Origin of the sequence: Sulfurimonas sp. (genome assembly GCF_016744025.1) — a bacterium.
In the GTDB taxonomy this organism is placed as follows: Bacteria; Campylobacterota; Campylobacteria; order Campylobacterales; family Sulfurimonadaceae; genus Sulfurimonas.
This window is the reverse complement of record NZ_JADGFC010000072.1, coordinates 1-13,272: the sequence shown is the minus strand read 5'-3', so window position 1 is coordinate 13,272 and position 13,272 is coordinate 1. Positions and strand designations below refer to the sequence as shown.

Sequence of the window (13,272 nt, the reverse complement as noted above, 5' to 3'; positions counted from 1 at the left end):
AAATACAAAACTCCGTATGAAGTGTTTTTCAGTGAAATGAGTAAAAGATTAGCTAGCTAATTTAGGTGGAAATTGCACTTGTTGTTGGAATTGGCGAAAGCTAAAGATGTTCATATGAGTTTTATAAGTGCTTTGGGCAGTGTTTTTTGTGAAGTAAAAGAGACAGCAGAAATAGTACTTAAGTAACTACTCTGCTTCCTTTGCCATTTTTTCAACTTCGCTTACAAATCTATCGACAAGTTCGTCTTCGTTTAAGTTAGCGACAACTTCGCCTTTTACCATTACAAGACCTTTCCCTTTTCCATAAGCTATTGCAACATCAGCGTGAGCTGCTTCGCCAATAGCATTTACAACACAACCCATAACAGAAACGTTTAGTGGGGCAGTTATGTGTGCCGTTCTTTTTTCTATCTCTGCAACGGCAGAAACTAAGTCTGCTTCGATGCGTCCACAAGTAGGACAAGAGATAATATTAAGACCATCAGGCATCGCACCGCTATCTTTAAGAATTGCACGTGCAACATTTATCTCTTCTTCTAATTCACCTGTAATAGATACACGCATAGTATCACCGATACCATCTAGTAAAAGTGCACCAAGTCCAATAGAACTTTTTACAGTAGCGTGAAAAAGAGTTCCAGCCTCAGTAACTCCAAGGTGAAAAGGATAAGAGTTTTTAGGACGTAACATTCTATATGCTTCTACAGTCCTCCCAACATCACTAGCTTTTAGAGATACTTTTATGTCAGTAAATCCTAAGTCTTCTAAGTACTTTATATTGTACTCAGCAGATGCAACCATTCCTTTTGCAGTTTGTCCATACTTGTTTAAAAACTCTTTTTCTAGTGAACCTGAGTTTACACCGATTCTAATAGGAATATTACGAGCTTGGCAAGCTTTTACAACTTCGGCAACTTTTTCTTTTGAACCAATGTTCCCTGGATTGATACGAATACAGTCAACAACTTCAGCAGCAATGAGTGCAAGTTTATGGTTGAAGTGTATATCTGCAACAAGAGGGAGCTCTATTTGCTCTTTTATTGACTTAAGTGCGAGTGCATCTTCCATATTTGGAACAGCACAACGGACTATATCACAACCTGCGAAGTGAAGTCTTTTTATCTGTGCAACAGTAGCTTCTACATCTGAAGTTTTTGAAAATGTCATAGATTGAGTAGGTATAGCAGCGTCACCACCAACTGCAACATCACCTACAAAAATCTGTTTAGTTTTTACTCTATTAATCATAAATAGATTTTAGCTAGTTTGCTATAAAGGGTCGCTTTAAATACAATAGTAGTTAGAGTTGTCTCTGTGCTTTGTCAAGAAGAGTTTGAAGAGTGGCACCTTGGTAATCATTGATTTCAGAACAAGCGATACTTATATTGATTTTTATACCTGTATCGTTTATATGTATAACTTGTTCAGCCGCATTGCGGATTTTTTCTGTAAGCTTTTGCACAATACTCAGCTCTAAATTAGGAAAAATTAGTAAAAATTTATCTTTATCATATCTTCCAAATATATCAGTGTTTCTTATTGTATAACTGATACTTCTACTTAGTTCAACAAGTAATATATCTCCAATCTCTTCGCCATAAGTCTTATTTATTTTTTTCAAGTCTTTATATTGTATAAATATTGCAGATATAGGGATACTAAGTCTTTTTGAGAGAGCAAATTCATAGTTTGCAAGTTCAAGAGTATGTCTTTTATTATATATCTTAGTTAGATTATCATGCTGAACAGGAGTAGATATATGTTTACCTGCTTTTTCAATCTTATTCGTAAAGATGATAATATTATAAGCGATGATTGGAGTAGTTATACTAGGGATTATTATAGATAATAAAGCCCCAATACCGTAGTAACCAAAAGATTCAAAGTTGAAAATTGAGTCAACAATTAGCATAATAAACATGACTAATATTAAAGAGGCAAGAATAGTAAAAAAAGTAAGTACAAAAATTTTGTTAAATTTATTTGTACTAGTAAAAGTGTTATAAATATTTGTTATTGTTTTCATCGAGAGCATTTTATTGAAAATGTCTTTTACATTTACTTTATTGAAGCATCTTTATAACAAATTTCTACGAGATGTAGAAACTTGTTATATATTTACTCTAGAATTTGAAAGTTAGGTTTGTATAAACATATCTTCCAGGTTCATTAAGAAGCATAATATCTGTTGCTCCACCAGCTACTAGTGTTAAGTCAGCGTATGTATTACTCTGTGCATACGCTTCATCTAGTAAGTTGTTAATACCAATAGTAAAATCAAAACTTTTGCTAACTGCATGTTTAACTTTTAGATTAAGAATAGCCCAAGCACCTAACTCTTGCTCTCCATTGTCTGCATCATAATCACTCCATTTGTCAGAAGCTTGAACTTCAAGAGTAGCTAAACTATCATTTTTATATTCATAGTTAAGAGCTATATTCCCTCTTAGTGGCGTAATATCTGCTAAATTTTTATTAGTTTGACCGGTTAAAGCTTTATCTTTTTCACCTCTTTTATATGAGATGCCAGCATCAATAGTTATGTCATCATTTGCGTAGTACGAAGAAGATAATTCAGCTCCATAGACAGTTGCACCAATATTTTTAAAAGCATTTGAAGTTTGACCTTTTTGATAATATATATAATCACTAAGTATAGAATAAAAACCTTTTATTTTTAACTTAAATGCGTCGTTGTCAGTTTCGTAACCAAAATCAATTTCTCTATTTGTAGTTTGATCTAAGCCAGGACTACCAACTTGGTTACCACTTTTTCTAAAGTATAACTCTCTTGCATCTGGAACACGAGAGGCTTGACCAAATCCTATAAATAGTTTATTATCTTTGTCTAAATTATATGTAGTAAATATATTTGCATTCAGTGCTGAATAGTTTTGTGTATTATTATTAGCATCTTCAGATTTTATTTCAGTTGAGTCATATCTTGCACCAACAGAAACTTTAATTGCACCGAAAGTTTTTGCATCTTTTACAAATATAGCCATATTTTGAGTATCAGTATCTGCAATACTTGTTGCTTTAAAAGCACCTGTAGTATTATTTATATAATGACCTTTCCAAGTTCTTTTACTAGCATCTAAACCAACTAAAAGTTTATGCCCACTAATGTCAAAAGTATTTTTAAGTTTTAAGCCTTGCATACTACTTTTCATATGATTCGTAGTATTACTTCCCATATTAGCAGCATTTCTATACTCTGTACTCATTGGATGATCAACATCAGAATAATAATATTGTAGATTAACATTTTTATAAGTATCATTTACTTGGTCTACATTATATTCAACACTATAAATATTTGAATCATCTCTAATAGCGTCCATTGGAGTATTTGGATAAAGAATATCAGTACTTCTATTGGCTGTGTAGCTTAAACGAAGCTCTTGGTTTTCAGCTGTAGTTATAAAAGCTTTAGACAGGATAGAGTTTTTCTTATATGCTTTAAGATCTTCATTCTGTGATTGATATTTATTTCCATTAACTGAAGCATTTTTTTTTGTTTGTTGAGAAAGAGTATCCCCATTACCATCTCTATACTGATCACTTGATTCACTAGAACCACTTACTAAAACACGAACTAAGTCGTTCCCCCCGCTCATAGTTCCTCCAACTTTTTTATAACCAAAACTACCTATTCCAAAGTTCACTTCACCATGTAGTTCTTTTGTAGGAGCTTTAGTTGTTATTTTAATACCACCACTCATAGTTCCAAAAGTCTCTACATCATAAGGGCCTTCAGTAACTTCTACTGTTTCGATCTGATTTGCTAGTATGTGAGAAATTGGAGGATCCATTCTATTTGGACATGCTCCACAAACTTTTGTACCATCAACTTCTACAGATATATTATCTCTTTTTTGACCACGTATAAAGACATCATTGGCAATCCCACTACGACGATTCATATCTATACTAGGAACACTTGTACTAAGTGCATCAGCTAAGTCTGCTGAGACTTGAGCGTTTTGACTAACTTCTGTGATAACAGTTGATTCTACACTAATTGGTGCTAGTTCTACTTCACTTGCGTATAGTGAAACAATAGCTATCAGTGATAGAGGTATAATTTTCTTCATATGACTTCCCTTTATTTTTTTAATTTGTTTATAGTATAAAAAGAGTGTTAGGAAAGTGTTAATTTGTTTATAAATTACTGCTACTATTCGAATATGAGTAAAATAGAAAAGATAAAAAGAGTGTTTTTAGTAGCAATGGGTTTTGGATTAGCAACGTATCTTATAATGAGTGGAATGGCAATGATAGAACAAGAAGAGTTATCTGAGAATAACTCCACTAGAGAAGTTCATAGTAACACAGTGAAGTGATCCGTGCTGTTTTATGAGAGTAGAGCAATCAACTCCGATAATGTCCCTATTTGTGAATGTAGCTCTAAAAATATTTAGCGCTTCTTCATCTTGCTTAACTCCATAAGTTGGAACTAAAACAGCACCATTAACAAATAAAAAGTTTGCATATGTCGCAGGCAGTCTCTCTTTCTCAAAATACACAGCATCAGTCATCGGCAATGCAATAAGTTTAAACTTATGTTTAGATGCAAGACTCACAAGTTCTTCTTGCATAAGTTTTAACTCTTTATAGTGTTCATCATTCTTATCTTCGCATCTAATATACATAATCGTTTCTTCATCAATAAATCTTGCAAGAGTATCTATATGAGAGTCAGTGTCATCTCCGGCTAAGTAACCATGTTCCAGATATAGAATTTCAGTTGAGCCAAAAAAGTTATTTAATTTATTTGTAATTTGTGTAGAAGTTAACTCTGGGTTTCTATTTTTATTTAACATACACGCTGAGGTAGTAAGTATCTTGCCAACTCCATTACTCTCAATAGCACCACATTCAAGTACAAAGTCTACAGATTCTAATTTTGCGCTATATCTATGAGAAATCATTTTGTTCATGAGATTATCTTTAGATGATTCAAACTTTTTACCCCATGCATTAAAAGTAAAATCAAGGAGTTTAACTTCTCCTTTGTCGGAGACACAAAGAGCAGAGCAGTCTCTAGCCCATGTATCATTTGTTTCATACTCTTGAAAATACAAGTTAGTATTTGCTTTGAAGTTCTTCTTTACAGACTCCACATTATCACATACAACAAGACATTTTTGATATTTTACAATCTCATTGATGATACTTATAAAACATTCTTGTGCTTCTTCTAAATACTCAATCCAGTCGCTATTTGCGTGAGGAAATATAATCTGTGTAAAACTTTGTTCTTCAAATTCAGCTATTAAGCTTTTCATAGATATAATTCCTTTATGGCTTATATAACTTTAAATAAAAATAATTTTTTTAATAATCTCGATATTATCGCATCTCACACCAAAAGCAAAGATAAAATAGCAATAGTTTTAAAAGATAATGCATATGGACATGGACTAACAGAGATAGCTTCTTTGGCAAATGAATATGGAATAAAAAAAGCTGTTGTGCGAAGTGAAGAAGAGGCTCGCAGTATACAAAATAACTTTGAGTACATCTTAGTTTTAGCTTCTATCCCTGATAAACCAAGCTCAAAGATAAGATATACGATTAATGATATCAATAGTATAAATAAATTTCCAAAAGATACATTGGTAGAACTAAAAGTAGATAGTGGTATGCATCGCAATGGCATAAACAAAATCGAACTACGAAGTGCATTTATAAAAATTAAAGATGCAGGACTTATTCTTGAAGCTCTCTTTACTCATCATCGCTCAGCTGATGAACTTACCAGTGAGTGGTTTTGGCAAAATTCAAACTTTAAAAGTGTAAAAGAAGAAGCAAATGCTTTAGCTCAAGAGTTTGGATTAACTCCACTTAGATTTCACTCAGCAAACTCTGCATCTCTTTTTAGAACTGATTCTTTTGATGAAGATATGGCAAGAGTTGGCATCGCATCTTATGGTTGTCTAGAGGCTTGTGAGAAGCTTTTACCAGTTCTGTCTTTATATGCGGACAAACTCTCTTCAAGAGAAGTAAAAAAAGGTGAGAGAGTTGGATATGGAGGTATATTTACAGCTAAAGTAAACTGTGTGGTATCTAACTATAACTTTGGTTATGGGGATGGTTTTTTACGAAACTCATCAAATGACTTTGTAACTTCAAGTGGAGTAAAACAGATAGGAAGAATTTCTATGGATAACAGCTCATTTATATCAGAATCAGAAAATCTTTTAATATTTGAAAATGCTGTAGATGCAGCAAAAACTGCTAACACTATAAGTTATGAAGTATTAACCTCTTTAAAAACATCTTTAAAAAGAGAGATTATTTAAGGTAGTATTCTTCTACTTTGCCAATACCTTTGTTTCCAGTAAGGATTGTGCAGACTAGAGATGCTAACTCCATTTTTTTGTGAGGTATGCATAAATTTATCACTATCTATTATGATTCCTGCATGTCTTGTATCAAATCCTGTTTTGAAAAATACTAAGTCACCTTCTTGCGTAGAGTTTTTACTTATTAGATAACCTTTTTTTACTTGATCTTTTGTAGTTCTAGGTAGTTTTATACTAAAGGCATCCCTGTAAACTATCTGTATAAGCGATGAACAATCAAGACCATTTGTATTTATGCCTCCATACTTATAAGGAGTTTTATACCATTTTTTATATTCATGGTATAGAGCAGTTGTTATCCAGTTTTTCTTTTTTGGTTTGTATTTTGGGATTGCTTTTTTTTTGACTTGTTTAGAAGTTTTTGAATATTTAGAATATGGTTTTACATTTTTGCTAGAACATCCACTAAACAAAAGTAAGCCTAAGATAATTAGAGTTACTCGAATCATCTTAAACTGTCTTATTTTAAGAGTTTATCTTTATGATAGCATTTGAAAAAATAACACCATCAACACCAAGTATTGCCAACTCTTCTATCTCTGCTTCTTCTGTTATATGTATAAGAATTTTTGCGTCAAATAGATAGTTATTTGCAATGTTTTGGGCTGTTTTAGAAAGCTCTTTTGGTACAACAATAAATGAAGCACCAAGTGATGAAGCGTAAATTATTTCAGTAATAGTAGTAGCTCCAAGAGCTAAGATAATTTCGTTTGAAACTGTATGTTTAATTATTTCTAAGTTGTCTTCACTAAAGTCTAGATATATTGCCCCATTAGATGGAGTGTTTAGTATTGCATCTATATTAGTCACATGATAGAAATTTTCACTCTCTATAAATCTATGTCCATATATATACATTATGCCTTCTTTAAACATTCTTGCGAGCAGTAGTGTTTGTTATTGCTAAGGATTGTATCATCAACTTCACAGTAGATGCCACACTCAGCACACTCTATCATATCATTGCTTTGGGGTTGAGTTTTTTTATCAGTAGAATCTTTTTTGTTTTGCTTAATGGCAGGTTTCTTTTTTATAAATATAAAGTACACAGCTGCGATAAGTACAATTACTACAATCCATTGTGGTGACATTAATCTTCTCCTATTAGTAAGTAGTGTCTATTCTTAGTTTTTATAATCTTGTGTTTCATACTATCGTCAACTTCATCATAAACTCTTTCACCTTTATAAAAAAGCAGTTTTGAGTTTTCATCACGAAAGTTTTTGCTTAGGTTAAGTAGCATGTTTGTATCAGTAACGGCTCTTGAAGTTACAATGTCAAATATTTCATCTTCCATTTCTTCAACACGTTTTTTGACTACTATAACATTCTCTAAGCCTAAGTCAGCTTTTATAAACTGTAAGAAACTAGCTCTTTTTGCTAGAGGTTCGACGAGAGTAACTTTTGTATCAGGAAGAGCAAATGCTAAAATCATACCTGGAAAACCTGCACCGGTTCCTATGTCTAAAAGCTTCTTAACCTTTGGTAGGAAGCTAACTGGATAAACAGCATCGTAGATAAATTCATCGATAGAATTTTCATCTTTAGCCCCAGTCATATTATGGATTTTATTCCATTTAAATAGATGTTCTTTGTATTTTTGTACATTGTAAAAAAAATCATCAGGTAGTTCAATATTATCTGTAATTAGGGTAGCTTTTAAATCCACTAAAATATCCTTTAAAAAGGACATTTTATCATATTATGAGAACATCTTTTTCATAGCTGTAAAAAATATTTTAAATAGACCCTTATTTCCTACTAATTCATTTACAAAATTATCATAAGTAGTATTGTTTTCATCTAAAAAATCACGTAAATATTTTTCACTCGCTTGCATCCCACCTTCTTTTTCTACCTCTGAAAGTTTTGCATAAATAGGAATCATTGTATCTATAGCTTTTTGTGGAGCAGCTTTTCTAAAAGCAGTGTGTGAGATTATTTCATTTGTGATTGGGTCTACTTTTGGTTCAAAGTCTGTAACAACCCAGTAGTAACTTCCGTCTTTGGCTAAGTTTTTAACAACAGCCATAAAGTTTTTACCTTGATCAATCCTATCCCACATGAGTTTAAACGCAATTTTTGGCATATCAGGATGTCTAACTATAGAATGTGGCTGACCGATTAGTTCAGATTCACTATAACCTGAAATCTCAACAAAGTAATCATTACCATACTCTATAATCCCTTTTGTATCTGTTTTAGAGACTATATACCTTTTTTGACTTAATTTTATTTCATTATTTTTAGGCTCCGGATGCTTCAATTGTATATCCTTAAAAATTATTTAAAACAATTATATACTTATTTTTATTAATTTTATGTAATAATGTGACAAATTTAAATAGAGCATAAAAAAATGGATAAAACACAGACAATAGAATCAATTAGAAATGCAAGAAGAGCTCATGAAGCTCAGATGAGTAGGATTGAATCCGCCATTCAAGGGTGTAAAGTGGATAATCCAACAACTGTTTCAAAAACAGAATGTATCTTCGGTTTATGGCTGTATGATGAGAAGAATCATTTGCGTGATATAGTGGGATCCTTCTTTTATGACAATATTGAAGTCTTACATTCACAGTGGCATCATGAGTACTTTAGACTATTTGAAATATTATTTAAAGAAGAAAAAAAAGGTTTTTTATCAAATATGATAGGATCTAACAAACTAAGTGAGATGCAAAGAGATAAGGCAAAACTTTACTACTCAGAACTCGAAGTTACAACACAAAAGCTTTTAAAGGTTTTAGGTTCTGCACAGAGAAGAATATGTGCTTTGCAAGAGTCTAAATTTTATTGAGTATAATACGAAAATGAAATCACTTATACTACTTCTAATATTTACAGCACTTATTTTAAATGCTGATAAAAACTGGATTGAAATAAAAACTACAGATAAAACTCAAAAAGTACAAACTAAGCCAAAACTTGATTTATCTCAAATACAACCTATAAATAAAATGATGAAAAATTTAAAAATAGTTAAAGAGTTGATTGATAATACTAAGAAAGAAAAAGTAGTAACCAATGATAAGAATTGGTTTGTGCTTAACTCTAAGGAAAGCAATTGATAATTTTAGACTTTGAAACAAACTCGGCAAATGTTCACGATGTAATTGAAGTAGCTGCTTTTCGTGTTGAATTATCAGATAATGAATATAAGATTATGGATACTTTTCATCGTTATTATTTATCTGAGTATGCGGTAAATCCTCATGCTCTAGCAGTACATAAACTCTCTCCTGAGAGACTTGAGAGACTTAGAAAAGATGTAGATTATGAAGAGTACTTTGAAGAAGATGCAGACTTTAAAGAGTTTTGTAAAGATACTAAAACTTTAGTTGCTCATAATATATCATTTGAATTAAGACATATTGGAAATTTAGTTTCTTTTGAAAAGCATTTTGTACAATGAAAGAAAATAAAAAAATTGTAAAAGCAACTAATGTTAAGGGCAATCTAAAAAATCCAAAACTTATTGAGACTTGTTTTTACTATAACATTGATTTTGATGATGAGCAGTATCATAGTGCAATTTATGATGTGACCAAGACTTTGGAGATACTAAACAAGATGGAGTTTAAAACTTAAAAGTTGTACCTTTTTGGTTAATAATATTATAGATAATTATAAAATGAGATATAATAAGTATTATTATTAGGGGACAAATGAATAATATTGCTTATATTGATACTGAAGTCGTTGTTAATAGTGGCAAAATTGATAGACTTGGTTTACTCTTAAATGACATAAAACAATCAACAACTTCCATAAATGACATTAAAATTTCCCTTGAACAAAATCAACCAAATTTTCTTAGTGGTCATAATTTTATAGATCATGACAAGAAATTTTTATCTCAAACTAGCCTTAGTACAATAGTAAATACAATACCAATAATAGATACATTGTTCTTATCCATGCTTTTGTTTGTAAATAAAAAAACTCATAAGTTAGATAAGCCTTATAAGACAGAAATAAATATTGAAAATAAACCACTTGGAGATGCACAATAAACAAAATCATTATTTATTTTATTAGATAATAAATTTAATAGTTTAGAATTAGAACTTCGTAATGTTTTTACATATCTTTTACACGAAGATAAATATTTTAATGGATATTTTAGATACAAAAATCTTAAACCAATTGATACAGATATTTACAAAATTATTAAAAATAAGATTTATTGTAATAGAGAAAAATTTGGAGAGATAATTAAAAACTATCCTACTGAATTGTCTTTTGTGATTTCCTACCTTTATTTGGATAATCAAGCTGCAATATCATCTGTAGTTTTGATAAGATACCCAAAGGTTGTAGAAATTTTAAAGGAATTAACATTTAATCAAAAAATTACAGATTTAGAACAATTTGCATTAGATGAATTCGACATACCTTCGTTTAGAGCATTTGAAAAAGAAAGCAATTTAATAGATAAAAAAGAAGTTGATTTGTTTTCAGATGAAAATTCTAGTGAAAATATAATATCACAAAGGGATATTATTGTTAATGGATTAGGTAGCGATTCTATACTGACAATATTACCAACAGGTGGTGGTAAAACTTTCACATTTCAGATGCCAGCACTCATAAAAGCAAAAGCATATAAAGGTTTAACTGTTGTTATATCTCCTTTGCAAGCATTGATGAAAAATCATGTAGATAGCTTTAAAGAGAAAAATCAAAACTTTAGTGTTGTAGCGATTAGTGGTTATCTTAGTCCCATTGAGAGAATGGACATCATAACTATGGTAGAGAATGGTGTTGTTGACATTTTATATGTTGCTCCTGAAGCACTTCGTTCTAACTCTATTTTTAACGCTCTACAAAAAAGAATCATAGAAAGATTTGTAATAGATGAAGCCCACTGCTTTTCATCATGGGGACATGATTTTAGACATGATTACTATTTTGTAGCAAACTCTATTAAAGAGCTTGAAGATAGTTCTGAATTTCAACTAAAAATTCCAGTTTCATGTTTTACAGCAACAGCAAAACCAGAAGTATTAAAAGATATAAAGAAATACTTTTTTGATAAGTTAAACATAGAGCTAAAAGAATTTATAGCATCAAGTAAAAGATACAACCTTGATTATAGAGCTATAGAAGTGAATAGTAAAAAAGACAAGTATGAGCAATTAATAAAAGAGTTGGTTCGAATAGGTAAAAAACCTACAATTATTTATATACCCCAAAATGCTAGAGAGTGCAGGGAGTTAAGTGAAACACTAAATAGTGATGAAAGGCTATATCAACAAGATTTAGTAATAGAACCATTTTATTCAAAAATAGATGATGAGATAGAAAGTGGTAAAAGAGAAGGTAGGGATAAGAGTGGGATACTGAATGATTTTATAGATAATAAAATAGATATAGTAATCGCAACAACAGCTTTTGGTATGGGCATAGATAAGCCAGATATACAAACTGTTATTCATTATGAACAATCTGATAGCTTAGAATCATATTTGCAAGAATCTGGAAGGGGTGCAAGAATTGAGACATTAAAAGCAGAGTGTATAGTTTTATACTCCAAAGATGATTTTAATAGAACCTTTATGCAACTTAATCATTCAAGACTTGAATATCATGAGATAGAAAGAGTTGTTAGAGAACTGAAAAAGATGAAAAGAGATGAAATATATCTTTCTCCGAAGCAAATAGCTGAGAAAATGGGTATTGATACAGAAGATTCTAATATTGAATATGAAACTATGATAAAAACTGCTTTACTTGAACTTGAACAAGCCGGAATTATAGTTAGAGGAAGAAATAGCTATAAAATATTTGCAACTTCTGTTGATAAAGAGAAAAGAAGTATGAGCCATGTTCATGATGTACTAGATCCTAAGCAAGAAGAATATGAACATATATACGAATATATGATTCTTATTATGCAAAATATTATTCAAAGAAGTAAGCTTGATGCTATTGAAGTAGATGACTTGGCTGATATAGTTGGAGTAAGAAAAAATGTTATATTTAATGTGTTATATGCTCTTCAAAAAGAAGAATTATTAGAATATGATAATGATATTAGTATATACGTTAAAAAATCAGTTAAAAAAGATTTTCAAAAATATTTTGAGATGGAAAAATTAATATTTGAATCACTAAAATATTTACCAGAGTATGAAACAAAATTAGATTTGAGGGAGATAAATAGTTTTACAAATAGTGGTTCAAATAATAATATCAAAATGATTAAAAAAATCATTCAAAGTTGGACTCATTTATCAAAACTAAAACAAAATATATTTAATGCATATTTTCATAAAGATATTTGTAACTTTGAGTTAGATACAAATGATATAAATAAGCTTGAAAATTTAATCAAGATTAGAAAACAAACATGTGAATTTATTATCAAAAATATTCTAAAAGAACTTAATGGTAAAGATGATGGAGAGATTGAGATATCAACTAATAAATTGAAAACAGAATATGATTTAATACAAGAATTGACTTTAAATGGATTTCACCATTCACTAGTATATTTACATGAACTTATCCAAGATAGCTTCAATCTGAGACGGGGAAGGTTGATATATTATCAATCATTTAAAATAGATAAAAAAGAAGATATTCATAAGCGCTTACCATATGGAAAAAGAGACCATTACAATAAAAGTTTAAAACCATACTATGAACGGAAGATAGAGTCTATTCATATACAGATAGCATTTCTAGAACGATTGATTAAAGAAGGATGGAATAAAACATCTGAATTTGTACAAGATTATTTTGGAATGGAATATAGCAAGTTTAAAAAGAAGTATAATTTTATAGATAAGGAGTGGAATGTCCCCTATAAACTAGACAAACTTTAATTCAGTAATTTAGATAGAATAATACAAATGTGTTATGAGATTTAATAGGATTAAAAATGGCAAGA

17 protein-coding genes are annotated in these 13,272 nt (G+C 30.5%); 8 read left to right on the top strand and 9 right to left on the bottom strand.

Annotated elements, in window-relative coordinates:
• Nucleotides 1–186 precede the first annotated feature (186 nt).
• From ispG to QZZ48_RS10365, 3 genes are all read right to left on the bottom strand, one after another.
• Nucleotides 187–1,248, bottom strand: a complete 1,062-nt coding sequence (ispG, locus tag QZZ48_RS10375) for a flavodoxin-dependent (E)-4-hydroxy-3-methylbut-2-enyl-diphosphate synthase (RefSeq protein ID WP_294965338.1) — start codon at nt 1,246–1,248, stop codon at nt 187–189.
• Nucleotides 1,249–1,300: 52 nt separating this feature from the next.
• The gene (locus QZZ48_RS10370; RefSeq protein ID WP_294965336.1) at nt 1,301–2,026 is read right to left on the bottom strand and encodes a GGDEF domain-containing protein; all 726 of its coding nucleotides are present in this window, start codon (nt 2,024–2,026) and stop codon (nt 1,301–1,303) included.
• A 97-nt stretch (nt 2,027–2,123) separates the two neighbouring features.
• Nucleotides 2,124–4,097, bottom strand: a complete 1,974-nt coding sequence (locus QZZ48_RS10365) for a TonB-dependent receptor (protein ID WP_294965334.1) — start codon at nt 4,095–4,097, stop codon at nt 2,124–2,126.
• 63 nt (nt 4,098–4,160) lie between these two features.
• On the opposite strand from QZZ48_RS10365, the gene QZZ48_RS10360 reads away from it, so the two are divergent.
• Nucleotides 4,161–4,346 (top strand): hypothetical protein, encoded by a 186-nt coding sequence (locus tag QZZ48_RS10360; protein ID WP_294965331.1) that lies wholly within the window; start codon nt 4,161–4,163, stop codon nt 4,344–4,346.
• Here the strand turns inward: QZZ48_RS10360 and QZZ48_RS10355 are convergent.
• The gene (locus QZZ48_RS10355) at nt 4,296–5,291 is read right to left on the bottom strand and encodes an agmatine deiminase family protein (protein ID WP_294965327.1); all 996 of its coding nucleotides are present in this window, start codon (nt 5,289–5,291) and stop codon (nt 4,296–4,298) included. The genes QZZ48_RS10360 and QZZ48_RS10355 overlap by 51 nt on opposite strands.
• 15 nt (nt 5,292–5,306) lie before the next feature.
• Between QZZ48_RS10355 and QZZ48_RS10350 the strand changes: the two genes are divergently transcribed.
• Nucleotides 5,307–6,308 (top strand): alanine racemase, encoded by a 1,002-nt coding sequence (locus QZZ48_RS10350; protein ID WP_294965324.1) that lies wholly within the window; start codon nt 5,307–5,309, stop codon nt 6,306–6,308.
• Here the strand turns inward: QZZ48_RS10350 and QZZ48_RS10345 are convergent.
• From QZZ48_RS10345 to QZZ48_RS10325, 5 genes are read right to left on the bottom strand one after another with little or no spacing between them, the layout of a single operon-like run.
• Nucleotides 6,305–6,820 carry a C40 family peptidase gene (locus QZZ48_RS10345; RefSeq protein WP_294965323.1) on the bottom strand — a complete coding sequence of 172 codons (516 nt, stop codon included), beginning with the start codon at nt 6,818–6,820 and terminating at the stop codon, nt 6,305–6,307. The genes QZZ48_RS10350 and QZZ48_RS10345 overlap by 4 nt on opposite strands.
• 16 nt (nt 6,821–6,836) lie before the next feature.
• Entirely contained in the window at nt 6,837–7,229 is a 393-nt protein-coding gene (locus QZZ48_RS10340; RefSeq protein WP_294965320.1) for a hypothetical protein, read from the bottom strand.
• Nucleotides 7,229–7,462 carry a PP0621 family protein gene (locus QZZ48_RS10335; protein WP_294965317.1) on the bottom strand — a complete coding sequence of 78 codons (234 nt, stop codon included), beginning with the start codon at nt 7,460–7,462 and terminating at the stop codon, nt 7,229–7,231. Before QZZ48_RS10335 ends, QZZ48_RS10340 begins: the two co-directional genes overlap by 1 nt.
• A complete protein-coding gene (gene rsmG, locus QZZ48_RS10330; RefSeq protein WP_294965314.1) occupies nt 7,462–8,040 on the bottom strand; it encodes a 16S rRNA (guanine(527)-N(7))-methyltransferase RsmG in 579 nt (192 codons plus the stop codon). The genes QZZ48_RS10335 and rsmG overlap by 1 nt, the downstream gene beginning before the upstream one ends.
• Nucleotides 8,041–8,073: 33 nt before the next feature.
• Nucleotides 8,074–8,637 carry a PAS domain-containing protein gene (locus QZZ48_RS10325; protein WP_294965311.1) on the bottom strand — a complete coding sequence of 188 codons (564 nt, stop codon included), beginning with the start codon at nt 8,635–8,637 and terminating at the stop codon, nt 8,074–8,076.
• 93 nt (nt 8,638–8,730) lie between these two features.
• On the opposite strand from QZZ48_RS10325, the gene QZZ48_RS10320 reads away from it, so the two are divergent.
• The 6 genes from QZZ48_RS10320 (at nt 8,731) to QZZ48_RS10295 (ending at nt 13,207) form a co-directional block, all read left to right on the top strand.
• Nucleotides 8,731–9,174 (top strand): CZB domain-containing protein, encoded by a 444-nt coding sequence (locus QZZ48_RS10320; protein WP_294965308.1) that lies wholly within the window; start codon nt 8,731–8,733, stop codon nt 9,172–9,174.
• 13 nt (nt 9,175–9,187) lie between these two features.
• On the top strand, nt 9,188–9,445 hold the full coding sequence (locus tag QZZ48_RS10315; protein ID WP_294965305.1) for a hypothetical protein: 258 nt from the start codon (nt 9,188–9,190) through the stop codon (nt 9,443–9,445).
• Nucleotides 9,442–9,789 (top strand): exonuclease domain-containing protein, encoded by a 348-nt coding sequence (locus QZZ48_RS10310; RefSeq protein ID WP_294965303.1) that lies wholly within the window; start codon nt 9,442–9,444, stop codon nt 9,787–9,789. The genes QZZ48_RS10315 and QZZ48_RS10310 overlap by 4 nt, the downstream gene beginning before the upstream one ends.
• Complete coding sequence (locus tag QZZ48_RS10305) at nt 9,786–9,965, top strand: hypothetical protein (protein WP_294965301.1); 180 nt, start codon at nt 9,786–9,788, stop codon at nt 9,963–9,965. The genes QZZ48_RS10310 and QZZ48_RS10305 overlap by 4 nt, the downstream gene beginning before the upstream one ends.
• 77 nt (nt 9,966–10,042) lie before the next feature.
• Nucleotides 10,043–10,390, top strand: a complete 348-nt coding sequence (locus QZZ48_RS10300; RefSeq protein ID WP_294965299.1) for a hypothetical protein — start codon at nt 10,043–10,045, stop codon at nt 10,388–10,390.
• 249 nt (nt 10,391–10,639) lie between these two features.
• A complete protein-coding gene (locus tag QZZ48_RS10295) occupies nt 10,640–13,207 on the top strand; it encodes a DEAD/DEAH box helicase (protein ID WP_294965296.1) in 2,568 nt (855 codons plus the stop codon).
• Nucleotides 13,208–13,272: the final 65 nt, after the last annotated feature.